This is a genomic window from Pantoea sp. Ep11b (genome assembly GCF_040783975.1).
Classification (GTDB): Bacteria; Pseudomonadota; Gammaproteobacteria; order Enterobacterales; family Enterobacteriaceae; genus Pantoea.
In genome coordinates, this window is record NZ_CP160631.1 from 1,134,941 (window position 1) to 1,150,542 (window position 15,602).

12 protein-coding genes are annotated in these 15,602 nt (G+C 61.3%); 7 read left to right on the top strand and 5 right to left on the bottom strand.

Annotated features, from left to right (window positions below):
• Nucleotides 1-40 precede the first annotated feature (40 nt).
• The 3 genes from dksA to thpR all read right to left on the bottom strand — a co-directional run bounded on the left by dksA (nt 41) and on the right by thpR (nt 1,983).
• On the bottom strand, nt 41-496 hold the full coding sequence (gene dksA, locus AB1748_RS05215; protein WP_111140281.1) for an RNA polymerase-binding protein DksA: 456 nt from the start codon (nt 494-496) through the stop codon (nt 41-43).
• A 247-nt stretch (nt 497-743) separates the two neighbouring features.
• Complete coding sequence (gene sfsA / locus AB1748_RS05220) at nt 744-1,448, bottom strand: DNA/RNA nuclease SfsA (protein WP_111140280.1); 705 nt, start codon at nt 1,446-1,448, stop codon at nt 744-746.
• Nucleotides 1,426-1,983 carry an RNA 2',3'-cyclic phosphodiesterase gene (gene thpR, locus AB1748_RS05225; protein WP_111140279.1) on the bottom strand — a complete coding sequence of 186 codons (558 nt, stop codon included), beginning with the start codon at nt 1,981-1,983 and terminating at the stop codon, nt 1,426-1,428. Before thpR ends, sfsA begins: the two co-directional genes overlap by 23 nt.
• Nucleotides 1,984-2,013: 30 nt before the next feature.
• Between thpR and hrpB the strand changes: the two genes are divergently transcribed.
• From hrpB to fhuB, 6 genes are all read left to right on the top strand, one after another.
• Complete coding sequence (hrpB, locus tag AB1748_RS05230; protein WP_367396092.1) at nt 2,014-4,497, top strand: ATP-dependent helicase HrpB; 2,484 nt, start codon at nt 2,014-2,016, stop codon at nt 4,495-4,497.
• A 98-nt stretch (nt 4,498-4,595) separates the two neighbouring features.
• On the top strand, nt 4,596-7,124 hold the full coding sequence (gene mrcB, locus AB1748_RS05235) for a bifunctional glycosyl transferase/transpeptidase (RefSeq protein WP_367396093.1): 2,529 nt from the start codon (nt 4,596-4,598) through the stop codon (nt 7,122-7,124).
• 199 nt (nt 7,125-7,323) lie between these two features.
• Entirely contained in the window at nt 7,324-9,522 is a 2,199-nt protein-coding gene (gene fhuA / locus AB1748_RS05240) for a ferrichrome porin FhuA (RefSeq protein WP_367396094.1), read from the top strand.
• 42 nt (nt 9,523-9,564) lie between these two features.
• The gene (fhuC, locus tag AB1748_RS05245) at nt 9,565-10,359 is read left to right on the top strand and encodes a Fe3+-hydroxamate ABC transporter ATP-binding protein FhuC (protein ID WP_367396095.1); all 795 of its coding nucleotides are present in this window, start codon (nt 9,565-9,567) and stop codon (nt 10,357-10,359) included.
• A 9-nt stretch (nt 10,360-10,368) separates the two neighbouring features.
• Nucleotides 10,369-11,247, top strand: a complete 879-nt coding sequence (fhuD, locus tag AB1748_RS05250) for a Fe(3+)-hydroxamate ABC transporter substrate-binding protein FhuD (protein ID WP_111140274.1) — start codon at nt 10,369-10,371, stop codon at nt 11,245-11,247.
• Nucleotides 11,247-13,226, top strand: a complete 1,980-nt coding sequence (gene fhuB / locus AB1748_RS05255) for a Fe(3+)-hydroxamate ABC transporter permease FhuB (RefSeq protein ID WP_367396320.1) — start codon at nt 11,247-11,249, stop codon at nt 13,224-13,226. Before fhuD ends, fhuB begins: the two co-directional genes overlap by 1 nt.
• A gap of 240 nt (nt 13,227-13,466) precedes the next feature.
• On the opposite strand, the gene hemL is transcribed toward fhuB, so the two are convergent.
• Entirely contained in the window at nt 13,467-14,747 is a 1,281-nt protein-coding gene (gene hemL / locus AB1748_RS05260) for a glutamate-1-semialdehyde 2,1-aminomutase (protein ID WP_293774851.1), read from the bottom strand.
• A gap of 203 nt (nt 14,748-14,950) precedes the next feature.
• On the opposite strand from hemL, the gene erpA reads away from it, so the two are divergent.
• Nucleotides 14,951-15,298, top strand: coding sequence for an iron-sulfur cluster insertion protein ErpA (gene erpA / locus AB1748_RS05265; RefSeq protein WP_111140272.1), 348 nt, complete (start codon nt 14,951-14,953; stop codon nt 15,296-15,298).
• Nucleotides 15,299-15,328: 30 nt separating this feature from the next.
• On the opposite strand, the gene AB1748_RS05270 is transcribed toward erpA, so the two are convergent.
• Nucleotides 15,329-15,580 (bottom strand): hypothetical protein, encoded by a 252-nt coding sequence (locus AB1748_RS05270; protein WP_111140271.1) that lies wholly within the window; start codon nt 15,578-15,580, stop codon nt 15,329-15,331.
• Between the last annotated feature and the right edge of the window lie 22 nt (nt 15,581-15,602).

The window sequence follows — 15,602 nt, forward strand, 5'->3', positions numbered from 1 at the left end:
AGCAGGTGCTCCACTGCGTGGTAACAGGCTGGACGCGGCATCAGCCGGCCATTTGTTTCTCACGAATTTCTGCTAACGTCTTGCAGTCGATGCAGAGATCGGCTGTCGGACGTGCTTCGAGACGGCGGATGCCAATCTCAACGCCACAGGAATCGCAGTAACCGAAGTCGTCATCTTCGACTTTCTTCAGCGTCTTCTCGATCTTTTTAATCAGTTTACGTTCGCGATCGCGGTTGCGCAGTTCCAGGCTGAACTCCTCTTCCTGTGCGGCACGGTCAACCGGGTCCGGGAAGTTGGCAGCTTCATCCTGCATGTGCGATACGGTACGATCGACTTCGTCCCGCAATTGATTACGCCAGGCTTCCAGAATCTTACGAAAATGAGTCAGCTGTGCGTCGTTCATATACTCTTCGCCAGCCTTCACCTGATAAGGTTCGACTCCGGCGATAGCGAGAATACTCAGGGACGATGTTTTACGGTTTTGACCTTCTTGCATGTTGCTTCTCCTGGATAACACGCACTATACCCTTTCACTGACGTCTCGCAGGGGCGGGACTGCCAGCCTGCATTTGACCTCTGCGGGGTACATCGATCCCCCATTGGGGAAAAAAACAGGCCGCTATAAATAACAGAAGCAGTCAGGGTTGGCAATTCTTCATGAACACACCTTGACAAGCCTGTGAGGAACAGCGTATTCGGCGTTTAGCACAGAACATTCTTAGCACATAAAATTGCAAAAGATATTACAAGGTTACGCTGATCGGCGATTTAAGAAACATCCCCTGCGCCGACAGTGCTGCCTGGTACGCTAAAACCTCTACACCCTCCTGCTGCGCCTGAGCCAGTTGTTCTGCATACGCCGCATCGATGTGGCGTGCCGGGGAAACGTCCTCAATCCCCGAGTGCAGAACGGCAAACAACAAAACGGCCCGATGGCCCTCTGCCGCCACTGTCGCCAGTTCACGCAGATGCTTTTGGCCTCGAATCGTCACCGCATCCGGAAAATACCCTTTGCCTTCATGTAAAAGAGTGACGGATTTGACCTCAATATAGCAGTTGCGCCGGGCCTCTGCTTTGAGCAGGAAATCAATTCTGCTTTTTTCAGTACCATATTTAACTTCGGCCTGACGCTGGCTGTAACCGGCCAGTGCGGGCAGCCAGTTCTGATCCAGCGCTTCGGCCACCAGCTGGTTGGCACGCAGAGTATTGACACCGATCCAGTGACCCTGCTGCGTTTCGGTCAGCTCCCAGCTATGGGGGTATTTGCGCGTCAGGCTGTCGGAGGTGGAGTACCAGACCCGATCGCCCGGCGTGGCGCAGCCGGTCATGGCACCGGTGTTGGCGCAGTGGATCGTCAGCACCTCACCGTCGGGCGTCACAACATCGGCCAGAAAGCGTTTATAGCGGGCGATCAGACGGGCGGGTTTAAGGGGCGGAGAGAAGTGCATGCGGATCCTGAGAAGAGAGTGGCCAGCTGGCCAGTGCGCGATAGCGGGTCCGGCCCCGGCTGAACTCAGAGGCGAACAGTGAAAAACGGGAGACGCGAAAACGCCAGTGAAAGCCGCGCGGCGGCAACGCTACCGGCTGCGTAGCGTGACGTAGCAGCGTAATGTGCGGATGAAACGGCTGCGGGCTCTGGTGACAGCCATGCCGGGCGGCCTGCGCCCGCAGCAGGCTGGCGAGCTGCAGCAGACCGCGCGGCGCGCGCTGGCAGCCGAGCCAGACCACGCCGGGGCGCGGCCAGTGTCCGGCGTCATCCAGATCGAGATCAAAGCCGGGCTGAACGATGCGTGACGCCAGGGTCTGCAGGCGCTGTGAGGTGTCCGGCGTCACCTCACCCAGAAACGCCAGCGTCAGGTGCAGATTCGCCGCGGCGACCGGCACGCCCGCCTCCGCCGGAAAGGTGTCGGCTCGCCAGCGCACCAGCGCCTGCTGCATATCGTCAGGCAGGCTGAGGGCAAAAAATAAGCGTTGTGTCGCCATGGCGCTCTCCGGCAAATATCACATGCTACAATGCGCGTCATCTTAGCACAGGCAGAAGCGGAGTTTGCTGTGAGCGATTTACCGGTTAGCGCGGTGCTGCCTGACCTTCTGGCGGCGCTGAAAGAGGCCTCTCAAATCCTGCTGGCCGCCCCTACGGGCGCGGGCAAATCGACCTGGCTGCCGCTGCAGCTGTTACAGCAGGCGGGGCTGCCGGGACGGATCATCATGCTGGAGCCACGGCGGCTGGCGGCACGTAACGTGGCGCAGCGTCTGGCAGAGCAGCTGGGCGAGCAGCCGGGGGCCACGATCGGGTTCCGGATGCGCGGCGAAAGCTGCGTCGGCCCTCAGACCCGGCTGGAAGTGGTCACGGAAGGGATGCTCACGCGGATGCTGCAGCAGGATCCGATGCTGGAGGGCGTGTCACTGGTGATCCTCGACGAATTTCATGAACGCAGCCTGCAGGCGGATCTGGCGCTGGCGCTGCTGCTCGATGTGCAGCAGGGGCTGCGCGACGATCTGAAGATTCTGCTGATGTCCGCCACGCTGGATAATGCCCGGCTGGCGGCACGGCTGCCTGATGCGCCGCTGATTGTCTCAGAGGGGCGCAGCTTTCCGGTCGAACGGCGTTATGCGTCACTGAATCAGACGGTGCGGTTCGAAGAGGCGGTCGCCCGGGAGGTCGCCCAGCTGCTGCGGGACGAGAGCGGCTCGCTGCTGCTGTTTCTGCCTGGCGTGGCGGAGATCGAGCGGGTGAAGCGCGAGCTGGAATCCCGGATCGGTGACGATGTGGATCTGACCCCGCTGTATGGCGCGCTGCCGCTGGCGGCGCAGCGACAGGCGATTCTGCCCGCCGCCGCCGGACGCCGTAAAGTGGTGCTCGCCACCAATATTGCCGAGACCAGCCTGACCATTGAGGGGATCCGGCTGGTGGTCGACAGCGCCCTGGAGCGCAGCGCCCTGTTTGACGCCCGCAGCGGGGTCACGCGCCTGCAGACCCAGCGGATCAGTCAGGCCTCAATGATCCAGCGTGCGGGCCGTGCGGGGCGACTGATGCCAGGGATCTGTCTGCATTTACTGCCTCAGGAGCAGGCCGCGCGTGCGGCGGCGCAGAGTGAACCGGAGATCCTCAGCAGCGATCTCTCCTCGCTGTGGCTGGATCTCCTGCAGTGGGGCTGTACACAGCCCGGGCAACTGCAGTGGCTGGATGAACCGCCCGCCCGCCACCTCGACGCGGCAAAACAGCAACTGACCCGGCTGGGGGCACTGGACAGCCACGGCCTGCTGAATCCGCTGGGACGGCGCATGGCGCAGCTGGGCTGCGATCCCCGCCTTGCGGCGCTGCTCTGTGCCGCAGGAGACGATCCGGATGCGGTCGCCAGCGCCGCGCTGCTGGTGGCGATTCTGGAAGATCCGCCGCGCAGCGGCAGCGCCGATCTGCGCGATGCGCTGCACCGGCCTCAGCCTCAGTGGCTGCGGCGGGCGCAGCAGTGGCAGCAGCGGCTCCGGATCCGGGGCGGCCGGGTCGATGATGACCGTTTTGCCGGACTGCTGGCGGCCGGATTTGGCGATCGGCTGGCGCGGCGGCGCGACCAGAGCGGACGCTATCAGCTGGCTAACGGGCTGGGTGCCAGGCTTGATGAGCAGGATGGCCTGACGCGCAGTGAATGGCTGATCGCTCCCGCCCTGTTGCAGACCAGCGCCACGCCGGATGCCCGTATGTTGCTGGCCCTGCCGGTCGATATTGAATCCCTGTGCCAGCAGCAGCCGGCACTGGTGGAGCGCCGGACTGAAGTGGAGTGGGATGAAGAGAAAGGCACACTGCGGGCGTTAAGGCGTGAGCAGATCGGCGCGCTGGTGCTGAAAACCCAGCCGATGGCGCGCCCGGAGCCGGAGGTGCTGCATACCGCCATGCTGCGCTGGATCGGCGAAAAGGGGCTGTCGGTGCTGGGCTGGACCACAGAGGCTGAGCAGCTACGTCTGCGCATCCAGTGTGCGGCGCAGTGGCTGCCGGAAGAGCACTGGCCCGCTACCGATGACAGCACGCTGCTTGAGAGCCTGTCACAGTGGCTGCTGCCGCAGATGTCAGCCGTGCGCGATCTCCGCAGCCTGCAGGCGGTGAACCTGACGACCGCACTCTTACATTTACTCACATGGTCACAACGCCAGCGGCTGGATAGTGCGCTGCCAACTCATTACACTGTGCCGACCGGAAGCCGGCTGCCCATTCGCTACGATGCAGATAAGCCGCCCGTACTGGCGGTGCGGATTCAGGAGATGTTTGGGGAAGCGCGTAATCCGGCGGTCGCCGACGGGCGCGTCCCGCTGGTGCTGGAGCTGTTATCGCCCGCCCGGCGCCCGCTGCAGATCACCCGCGATCTGGCGGCGTTCTGGCGGGGAGCCTGGCCGGAGGTCAGGAAAGAGATGAAAGGGCGCTATCCTAAACATCTCTGGCCAGAGGATCCGGCCACCGCCTTACCCACAAGGCGGACCAAAAAAATGTCCCCGCAGGGTTGAGTCCACTGGATCGAATTCAGAGGGTTCTGCCATGCGGCACGCGAGAAAGCAGTTAGAGTAGCGGCGCTGCCGTAAGCACTGCCTGGAGAAGAAAAGTAATGTCTGGGAACGATCGCGAACCAATTGGGCGCAAAGGTAAAACGTTGCCGCCGCGCAGCAGTACGGGCCGGGAACGACGCAGGGATATCGAACAGGATATCGGTCAGGACGATTTTAATGATGACGAGGAGGAAGCGCCGGTGCCACGTAAAGGTAAAGGTGGAAAACCGCCGCGCGGCAAACGCCGTTGGCTGGGATGGATAATCAAACTGTTCCTGGTGTTTGTGGTGGTGATGGCCGCGTGGGGCATCTACCTCGACTCGGAAATTCGCAGCCGCATCGACGGTAAAGTGTGGCAACTGCCCGCTACCGTCTATGGCCGCATGGTCAGCCTGGAACCGGGCATGGCTTATAACAAAAGTGAAATGGTGGCGCTGCTGGAAGGTACCCAGTATCGCGAAGTCTCCCGGATTACCCGCCCTGGCGAGTTCTCGGTGAAGGGCAACACGATTGAACTGCTGCGTCGCCCGTTTGATTTCCCCGACAGTAAAGAGGGGCAGATCCACGCACGCATGAGCTTCACGAAGGATGAGCTGAGCGAGATTAAAAACCTCGAAACCGGCCGCGATTTTGGCTTTTTCCGCCTCGATCCGCGCCTGATCACCATGCTGCAGTCGCCGAACGGTGAACAGCGGCTCTTCGTTCCGCGTACCGGCTTCCCGGATCTGCTGGTCGATACGCTGATCGCCACCGAAGACCGTCACTTCTATGAGCATGATGGCATCAGCCCCTACTCGATTGGTCGCGCCTTCCTGGCGAACATCACGGCCGGTAAAGCGGTGCAGGGCGGCAGTACCCTGACACAGCAGCTGGTGAAGAACCTGTTCCTCACCAACGAGCGTTCGCTGTGGCGTAAAGCGCGTGAAGCCTATATGGCGGTGATCATGGATGCGCGCTACAGCAAAGATCGCATTCTGGAACTCTACCTGAACGAGGTCTATCTCGGTCAGGCGGGCAGCGATCAGATCCGTGGTTTCCCGCTGGCGAGCCTCTACTACTTTGGCCGTCCGGTTGATGAACTGAGTCTGGATCAGCAGGCGATGCTGGTCGGCATGGTGAAAGGTGCGTCACTCTACAATCCGTGGCGTAACCCGAAACTGGCGCTGGAGCGTCGCAACCTGGTGCTGCGTCTGCTGCAGCAGCAGAAAGTGATCGACCAGGAGCTGTATGACATGCTGTCGGCGCGTCCGCTGGGCGTCCAGCCGAAAGGCGGCGTTATCACGCCACAGCCTGCCTTTATGCAGATGGTGCGCAACGAGCTGCAGGCGAAGCTGGGCGATAAGATCAAGGATCTCTCCGGCGTGAAAATCTTCACCACGCTGGATCCGGTCTCCCAGGATGCGGCTGAAAAAGCGGTGATTGATGGCATTCCGACGCTGAAAAAACAGCGTGGCCTGAAAGATCTGGAAACGGCGATGGTGGTGGTCGACCGCTTCAGCGGCGAAGTGCGTGCGATGGTCGGCGGGGCAGATCCGCAGTATGCCGGTTATAACCGTGCGCTGCAGGCGCGCCGCTCAATCGGTTCACTGGCGAAACCGGCGACCTACCTTACCGCGCTGAGCCAGCCGAACAGTTACCGGCTGAACAGCTGGATTGCGGATGAGCCGATTGCGCTGAAGCAGCCTAACGGCAGCATCTGGAAGCCGATGAACGACGACCGTCGCTTCAGCGGTAAAGTCATGCTGGTGGATGCACTGACCAACTCCATGAACGTGCCGACGGTTAACCTCGGGATGACGCTGGGTCTGGATGCGGTGGTGGAGACATGGAACAAACTGGGCGTACCGAAAGATCAGCTGCATCCGGTTCCGGCGATGCTGCTGGGTGCCCTGAACCTGACGCCGGTTGAAGTGGCGCAGGCGTTCCAGTCGATCGCCAGCGGCGGCAACCGCGCGTCGCTGTCCGCCGTGCGTTCGGTGATTGCGGAAGATGGCAGCGTGCTCTATCAGAGCTATCCGCAGGCGCAGCGTGTTGAACCGGCGCAGGCCGCTTATCTGACGCTTTACACCATGCAGCAGGTCGCCGATCACGGCACCGCCCGTGCGCTGGGCGCGCGTTTCCCGAATGCGCATCTGGCCGGTAAAACCGGGACCACTAACGACCTGGTCGACAGCTGGTTTGCCGGTATTGATGGCAAAGAAGTGGCGATCACCTGGGTGGGACGCGACAACAACCAGCCGACTAAACTCTACGGTGCCAGCGGGGCGATGCAGCTCTATCGTCGCTACCTGGATATCCAGGCACCGATGCCGCTGCAGCTGACGCCGCCGGAAGATGTGTCGATGATGAATGTGGACTCTGCCGGGAACTTTGTCTGCGGCACGGGCAGCAGCACCTGGCGTTCGCTGCCGGTGTGGGCGCTGGATCCGAATGCGCTGTGTCAGCAGCAGCAGCAACAGATTCAGCAGCAGCAACAGCTGTTCGATCAGCAGCAGCAGCAACAGCAACAGCAGCCGGCTCAGCAGCCGCAGGAGCAGAAGGATAGCGACGGCGTAGCGGGCTGGATAAAAGATATGTTTGGCAAATAAACCGGTCTGACCGGTTAAAAAGGGCGCTTCGGCGCCCTTTTTTTATCCCTGACGATCCGGCGCGTGCTGGCCTGCGCAGGCTGTCACAGCGGGGATTTCCGCTTGCAGTGCCGGAGGCCTTTCGCATATTATCGAAACGTTATAATAATCATTATCGTTTCGATTCGCTTGACTGCGCCTACTGTCCAGAGACACTTTTATGAACGTGCGAACGACTTTTTCTGACAACACCCAAAAAACCTTTTCCCGTCCTCTTCTGGGCATCCTGATCACCCTTAGTCTCAGCGCCAGCCTTCACGCGGCGCAGCCGGAAACCCTGGTCGTCTCGGCCGAGGGCGGCAGCGGCGTCGAAGCGGAAAACCCCTGGGGCCCGACACCGACGGTCGCGGCCAAGCGCAGCGCCACCGGTACCAAAACTGATACGCCGATTGAAAAAAACCCGCAGTCTGTCTCCGTGGTGACCCGCGAAGAGATGGCGATGCGCAACGTCACCAGCGTCAAAGGGGCGTTTAACTACACCCCTGGCGTGCTGACCGGAAACCGCGGCAGCTCAGACGTTTATGATGCCCTGTCGATTCGTGGCTTCAGCGAAACCAATACCAATCAGTATCTCGATGGCCTGAAACTGCAGGGGGATAACTACTCTGAGTTTGCCATCGATCCCTACTTCCTGGAGCGCGCCGAACTGCTGCGCGGCCCGGTTTCCGTACTGTATGGCAAAAGCAATCCCGGCGGTGTGGTTGCGCTGGTGAGCAAGCGGCCGACGCAGGAAACCCTGCGTGAAGTGCAGTTCCAGATGGGCAACGATAATCTCTTCTCGACCGGCTTTGATTTCGGCGGGGCGCTGGATGATGACGGCGTCTACAGCTATCGACTGACCGGCCAGGCGCGCAGTCAGGATGCGCAGCAGGCGATGAACAAAGAGAAGCGCTACACCATCGCTCCCTCATTCAGCTGGCGTCCCGACGATCGCACCCGCATCGATCTGCTGACCTATTTCCAGAACGAGCCGGAAACCGGCTATTACGGCTGGCTGCCGCGGCAGGGCACTGTCGTACCCATTACCCGCGCCGACGGCAGCCAGTACAAACTGCCGACTGACTTCGATGAAGGTGAGCAGAGCAACAAAATTTCGCGCACCACCAAAATGGTGGGTTATAACGCTGAGCACAGCCTCAACGACACCTGGACGCTGCGTCAGAATCTGCGTTACGCCGATCTGCGCACCGACTATCGCAGCATCTACGGCAACGGTTTTATCCCGGCCACGCAGGCGATCACCCGTGGCTCCGCGACCTCGCACGAGAAGCTGAACCAGTTCGCGGTGGATAACCAGGCGCAGGCAAAATTTGCGACCGGCCAGGTGGATCATACGCTGCTGCTGGGCGTGGATTATCAGCGGACGCGTAACGATATTGATGCCGCCTTCGGGAGTGCAGCCTCTCTGAATGCCATTCATCCGCAGTATGGCAATGACGCAAATGTCGGGGCCCCTTTCCCCTATCAGTATCTGAATAAGCAGGAGCAGACTGGCCTGTATACGCAGGATCAGATGGAGTGGAACCGCTGGGTGCTGACGTTGGGTGGCCGCTACGATTATGCAATGACCTCCGCGCTGAACCGTAATGGTGATTCCGAAATTAAAAACCACGATCAGGCGTTTACCTGGCGCGGTGGTCTTAACTACGTTTTCGACAATGGGATCGCGCCCTATTTCAGCTACAGCGAATCCTTCATTCCTACGGCAGGTACAACATCTGGCGGGCAACCTTTTGATCCGTCCCGTGCGAAACAGTATGAAGCGGGGGTGAAGTATGTGCCGAAAGATCGTCCGGTGGTGCTTACTGCCGCGCTTTATCAGCTGACGAAAACCAAAAACCTGACTGCGGATCCGAACAATGTGCTTTTCAGCGTGCAGAGCGGTGAGATCCGGTCACGCGGCGTGGAGCTGGAAGCGAAAGCGGCGCTGAATGCCAACGTTAACCTGACGGCTTCTTACACCTACACCGATGCGGAATATACTGAAGACACGTTGCTGAAAGGCAAAACGCCGGTGCAGGTGCCGAAAAATATGGCCTCACTCTGGAGCGACTACACCTTCCACGAGACCGCCTTATCGGGCGTGACGGTGGGTGCGGGTGTACGTTATGTCGGCGAGAGTCAGGGGCTTTACAGCACTGGCGCACAGCAGAACCAGAACTTTAAGGTGGCCGGTTACACTACGGTTGATGCGGCGCTGAAATATGACCTGGGCCGTTTCGGCCTGCCGGGATCAACCGTGGGCGTCAACGTCAACAATCTGTTCAACCGTGACTACGTCGCCAGCTGCTACCGTGAATACGCCTGCTACTGGGGCGCGGAGCGTAAGATTGTCGGCACCGCGACCTTCAGGTTCTGATTTAACCGGGCGCGCCAGCGCCCGTTCGCTACAGGGATAACCATGCCGCATCCTCACCCAGAAGAGTCGACCTTTACACTGGACAACGCCGGTTTTGAGGTGCCAGGTCGCACGCTGCTTCAGCCGCTGTCGCTGACCTTTCCGCCGGGCAAAATGACCGCACTGATTGGTCATAACGGCTCCGGCAAGTCGACGCTGCTGAAGATGCTGGGTCGTCATCATGCGGCCAGCCACGGCGAGGTGCGGCTGAATCAGCAGCCGGTCGGGCAGTGGAACAGCAAAGCCTTTGCCCGCGAAGTCGCCTTTCTGCCGCAGCAGTTACCGGCGGCAGAAGGAATGACGGTTCGCGAACTGGTGGCGATTGGCCGCTACCCCTGGCACGGCGCACTGGGGCGCTTTGGTCAGGAGGATCGCGACAGAGTCGACGAGGCGATTGCTCAGGTCGGGCTGAAGCCCTTTGCCGGACGGCTGGTCGACAGCCTGTCGGGCGGCGAACGTCAGCGCGCCTGGCTGGCGATGGTGGTGGCGCAGAACAGCCGCTGTCTGCTGCTGGACGAACCGACGTCGGCGCTGGATATCGCCCATCAGGTCGAGGTGCTGGCGCTGATAAAAACGCTGAGCCAGCAGCGAGGATTAACGGTGATTGCGGTACTGCACGATATTAATATGGCTGCGCGCTACTGCGACCATCTGGTGGCGCTGCGTCAGGGCGCGATGATTGCCGACGGGGACGCCGACGCCCTTATGCAGGCTGACGTGCTGGCGGCGATTTATGGCATCCCGATGGGCATCCTGCCACATCCGCAGGGCGGCGCGCCGGTCAGTTTTGTCTGTTAAGGAAGTATGATGCCCGATCTTGAACGCCGCAGGCTGATGCTGGCGCTGGCGGCCTCACCGCTGTTTTGTGTCATCCCCCTGCGTGCCGCCACACCCCGGACCGGCCGTATTATCGCGCTGGAGTGGTTACCCACCGAGCTTCTGCTGGCACTGGGCATCACGCCTTATGGGGTGGCCGATCTGCACAACTACAACATCTGGGTCGGACAGCCGTCGCTTCCCGCTGGCGTGATCGACGTGGGTCTGCGCACCGAACCGAACCTTGAGCTGATGGCGCAGATGCAGCCGTCGCTGATCCTCTGCTCCAATGGCTACGGCCCCGCAAAAGATAAACTGCAACGCATTGCGCCAGCCATGGGGTTTGACCTCCACAGTGGTGACGGTAAGCCCTTTACCGCCGCGCGGGCATCGCTGCGTCAGCTGGCGGCGCGCCTGGGAATAAGCGACCGCGCGGAGCAGCATCTGCGTGAGGTCGATGCGGAACTGGCGGCGGCACGTCAGCGTCTGGCGCCCTATGCCGGACGTACGATCCTGCTGATGTCGCTGCTCGACAGCCGTCACGCCATCACCTTTGGTAAAAACAGCCTGTTTCTGGAGGTGATGACCCTGCTGGGCCTGAAAAATGGCTGGCACGGCGAAACCAATTTCTGGGGCAGTGCGGTGATCGGCATCGAACAGCTGGCGCAGGCGGGCGACGTCGAGACCCTCTGTTTCGATCACGACAACGATGCGGAGATGCAGCAACTGATGCGCAGCCCGCTGTGGCAGGCGCTGCCGTTTGTGCGCAGCGGACGCTTTCAGCGTGTGCCCGCCGTCTGGTATTACGGTGCCACGCTCTCGGCGCTGCACTTTGTTCGCGTGCTGGAACGCGCGCTGGAGAAACAATGATGCGTCACGCTCTGCTTCCTGCGGGCCTCCTCAGCCTGCTGTTTCTGCTGGCGCTGAGCCTCACGCTGACGAATCTGCATCAGGCGCTGCCGCAGGCTGAGTGGTGGCAGGCGGTCTGGTCTCCGGCCGTCGATAATCTGCCGCAGATGGTGTTTCACTACAGCCTGCTGCCGCGCACGGTGCTGGCGCTGCTGGTGGGGGCGGGGCTGGGTCTGGCGGGTCTGCTGTTTCAGCAGATCCTGCGCAATCCGCTGGCGGAACCGACCACACTGGGCGTCTCATCCGGCGCCCAGCTGGGGATTACCGTCGCCACGCTATGGCATCTGCCGGGCGGGGTGCTGGCGCAGCAGTTTGCGGCGCTGAGCGGTGCGCTGCTGGTGGGTGCGCTGGTCTTTGGCGTCGCCTGGGGCAGACGGCTGTCGCCGGTCACGCTGATCCTGGCCGGGCTGGTGCTGAGCCTCTACAGCGGCGCGGTTAATCAGATCTTTGCAATCTTCAATCACGATCAGCTGCAGAACATGTTTCTCTGGAGCACCGGTGCGCTCAATCAGATGGGCTGGGAGAATGTGCAGCAGCTCTGGCCGCGCCTGCTGCTGGCGTTTGTGGTGGCGCTGGCGCTGCTGCGTCCGCTGACGCTGATGGGGCTGGATGACAACGTGGCGAAAAATCTGGGGCTTTCGCTGTCGGTCGCCCGGATCGGCGGGCTGGGACTGGCGATCCTGCTCAGCGCCCAGCTGGTGAATGTCGCCGGGATTATTGGCTTTATCGGGCTGTTTGCGCCGCTGCTGGCGAAGCTGCTGGGGGGACGGCGGCTCATCAGCCGCATGATACTGGCCCCGCTGACGGGCGCGCTGCTGCTCTGGCTGGCGGACAGCTGCGTGATGTGGGTAAGCCAGCACTGGCGCGACATCCCGACAGGCACGGCCACGGCTCTGCTCGGCGTGCCGATCCTTCTGTGGCTGCTGCCGCGCCTCCGCACCGGTTCTGTGCCACCGGCGCTGAATCAGGGCGACAGGGTGCCCGCCGAGCGCCAGAACCTGCTGCGCTGGCTGCTGATCGGCCTGATTATCCTTGGGCTGCTGGTGTGGGGCGGGCTGGCGTTCGGACGTGATGCGCAGGGCTGGCGTATCTCAGCCGGTGAGATGCTGCACGCTCTGCTTCCGTGGCGTGCGCCACGGCTGCTGGCCGCGCTGGTAACCGGTCTGATGCTGGGCGTGGCCGGGAGCCTGATCCAGCGGCTGACCGGTAATCCTATGGCCAGCCCGGAAGTGCTGGGCATCAGTTCGGGCGCAGCCTGCGGCGTGGTCGTCATGATGTTCTTTGTCTCCGGCGATGCCCTGGTCTGGCTGCTGCCCGCGGGTGCGCTGGGCGCGGCGCTGACGCTGCTGGTGATCATGGCAGTCGCCAGTCGCGGTGGTTTCTCGCCGGAGCGGATGCTGCTGGCGGGCATGGCGCTCAACAGCGCCTTTGTCACCCTGCTGATGCTGCTGCTGGCCAGCGGCGATCCGCGTATGGGCGGGCTGCTGACCTGGATCTCAGGTTCGACCTATAACATCAGCGGGACGCAGGCGATCCAGAGCGCCCTCTGCGCCCTGCTGCTGGTGGGGCTGGCACCACTGGCCACGCGCTGGCTGACGCTGCTGCCGCTGGGCAGCGCGACCGCACGGTCGGCAGGTATGGCGTTAACGCCAGCGCGGCTGAGCCTGCTGCTGCTGGCCGCGGCGCTGACCGCCAGCGCGACCCTGACTATCGGCCCGCTGAGTTTCGTCGGCCTGATGGCCCCGCACATGGCGCGGATGCTGGGCTTCCGGCGAGCGTTGCCGCAGCTGCTGCTGTCGGGGCTGCTGGGGGCAGGATTGATGGTGCTGGCGGACTGGTGCGGACGGATGCTGGCGTTCCCGGATCAGATCCCGGCCGGACTGATGGCGACCTTTTTAGGTGCGCCTTACTTTATCTGGCTGCTCAGGCGGTCAGTTTAAAAGGAAAATGCAGGCTGGTTTCGGACGGTGGCTCGTGACTGGAATAAAAAGGCCAGGTACGTTTCTGAACAACGCAACGCGCGGGCCCGTTCAGGATCGCATCTCAGGGATGACGGCTTTCGCGCCTTTCCGAACGGCCCCGGGTTGCTGCTCATGAATCCTCACACACCTGAGCGGGGCAAGCCTTATCAACAACAAAAGACCGGCTGCTGCCGGTCTTTGTCTTTAACGCTGTCGGAATTACAGTTTCGCGAAACAACGACGCGCGGCATCGATGGTGTGCTGAATATCCGCTTCGCTGTGGGCCAGCGACATAAAGCCCGCTTCATAGGCTGAGGGTGCAAAGTAAACGCCTTCTTCCAGCATCAGATGGAAGAAGGTTTTAAAACGCTCTACGTCGCAGCGTGTCACATCGGCGTAAGAGGTCACGCTGTCAGCGTCGGTGAAGAACAGGCCGAACATGCCGCCAACGTGGTTAATCACCAGCGGGATGTTCTGCTGCCGGGCGGCCTCGCGCAGACCTTCCGCCAGCTGGCGGGTCAGGGCATCCAGTTTCTCATGGGTGCCCGGCTGCGCGATCTGCGACAGGCAGGCGTAGCCTGCGGCCATCGCGATCGGGTTGCCGGAAAGCGTGCCTGCCTGATAAACCGGCCCGGTCGGGGCCAGGGCGGCCATCACGTCGCGACGGCCACCGAAGGCACCGACCGGCATCCCGCCACCGATGATTTTTCCAAGGCAGGTCAGATCGGGACGCACGTTGTAATGCGCCTGGGCACCGCCCAGCGCAACGCGGAAACCGGTCATCACTTCGTCGATAATCAGCAGCGCACCGAACTCGTCGCAGATCGCGCGCAGGCCCGGCAGGAAGTCCGGCTGTGGCGGAATGCAGTTCATGTTGCCGGCGACCGGCTCCACGATAATGGCCGCGATATCTTCAGGATATTGCGCAAAGGCGCTGCGTACCGAATCGAGGTCGTTAAAGGTGCAGGTCAGGGTATGCTTAGCGAAATCGGCCGGAACGCCCGGCGAGTTTGGCTGACCCAGCGTCAGCGCACCGGAGCCCGCCTTCACCAGCAGATGATCGGCGTGGCCGTGGTAGCAGCCCTCAAACTTGATGATTTTATCGCGGCCGGTAAAGCCACGCGCCAGGCGGATGGCGCTCATGGTCGCTTCGGTGCCGGAGTTCACCATCCGCACCATCTCCATGCCCGGCATCAGCTCGCACACCAGCTGCGCCATCGTCACTTCCATTTCGGTCGGTGCGCCAAAGCTCAGCCCGCGCTGGGCGGCTTCAATCACCGCATCGCGGATTACGCTGTTGTTATGGCCCAGCACCATGGGACCCCAGGATCCGACATAGTCGATATAGGCTTTGCCATCGGCGTCATAGAGGTAAGCGCCATCGGCATGTTCAATAAACAGCGGAACGCCGCCCACACCGGTAAATGCGCGTACTGGCGAGTTTACCCCACCCGGGATCAGGCGTTGTGCCTCGGCAAACAGTTGTTCGGACTTACTCATTTTCGGCTCCAGCGGTTCAGAAAAATATCGCCCCATTCTACGGAAGAGGGGCAGCAGACGAAAGGCGGATTCACCCGCAGCGCCCTTAAGCGCGCGGAAAGCGGCACAGAGTGCGAAGGGCAGAGCTTGATTGCGCTGAGGTGCTGACTGATAATAGCGTAATTGAGGTCGTTTTCTGACCTGGGCGTTTACCGGAGTAAAACATGAGTGATGAAGTAGCAGCACTGCCGTTGCAGTTTACCGACGCCGCAGCCACCAAGGTGAAGAACCTGATTGCCGACGAAGAGAACCCGGCGCTGAAACTGCGCGTCTATATCACCGGTGGCGGTTGCAGTGGTTTCCAGTATGGTTTTACCTTTGATGACCAGCTGAACGATGGCGATATGACGATTGAAAAGCAGGGCGTCTCCCTGGTCGTTGACCCGATGAGCCTGCAGTATCTGGTAGGCGGTTCGGTGGATTATACGGAAGGCCTGGAAGGTTCGCGCTTTATCGTGACCAACCCGAATGCCAAAACCACCTGCGGGTGTGGTTCCTCCTTCAGTATCTGATGATGCAGGCCGTCATCCTGACGGCCTCGCTTACCACTCGACCGTAATCAGCCGATGACGCTGCTTCACGCTTCCCTGCCTCTGAATCTGACTCTCTGTCACGCGCGGCTGCGCCTCCGGCTGTCCGCCACAGGCTATCTGCGGCGTGGGCTGACGCTGAGCCGTGCTGATTTCACAGCGTGAATAGATAACAAGTCTGGCAGCGATAGAGCCATTGATCGATCCCGCAATCGCCGTTCCGGCGAACGATAGCCCTATGGCCAGCAGCAGTGCTCTGGTCATAATCAGTTCCTGGTGTCGTAAA

Coding starts and splice junctions, on each gene's coding strand:
- dksA (WP_111140281.1), bottom strand. CDS start 496: ATGCAAGAAGGTCAAAACCGTAAAACATCGTCCCTGAGTATTCTCGCT.
- fhuD (WP_111140274.1), top strand. CDS start 10,369: ATGCCCGATCTTGAACGCCGCAGGCTGATGCTGGCGCTGGCGGCCTCA.
- fhuB (WP_367396320.1), top strand. CDS start 11,247: ATGCGTCACGCTCTGCTTCCTGCGGGCCTCCTCAGCCTGCTGTTTCTG.
- AB1748_RS05270 (WP_111140271.1), bottom strand. CDS start 15,580: ATGACCAGAGCACTGCTGCTGGCCATAGGGCTATCGTTCGCCGGAACG.
- mrcB (WP_367396093.1), top strand. CDS start 4,596: ATGTCTGGGAACGATCGCGAACCAATTGGGCGCAAAGGTAAAACGTTG.
- fhuA (WP_367396094.1), top strand. CDS start 7,324: ATGAACGTGCGAACGACTTTTTCTGACAACACCCAAAAAACCTTTTCC.
- fhuC (WP_367396095.1), top strand. CDS start 9,565: ATGCCGCATCCTCACCCAGAAGAGTCGACCTTTACACTGGACAACGCC.
- erpA (WP_111140272.1), top strand. CDS start 14,951: ATGAGTGATGAAGTAGCAGCACTGCCGTTGCAGTTTACCGACGCCGCA.
- thpR (WP_111140279.1), bottom strand. CDS start 1,983: ATGGCGACACAACGCTTATTTTTTGCCCTCAGCCTGCCTGACGATATG.
- hemL (WP_293774851.1), bottom strand. CDS start 14,747: ATGAGTAAGTCCGAACAACTGTTTGCCGAGGCACAACGCCTGATCCCG.
- sfsA (WP_111140280.1), bottom strand. CDS start 1,448: ATGCACTTCTCTCCGCCCCTTAAACCCGCCCGTCTGATCGCCCGCTAT.
- hrpB (WP_367396092.1), top strand. CDS start 2,014: ATGCGCGTCATCTTAGCACAGGCAGAAGCGGAGTTTGCTGTGAGCGAT.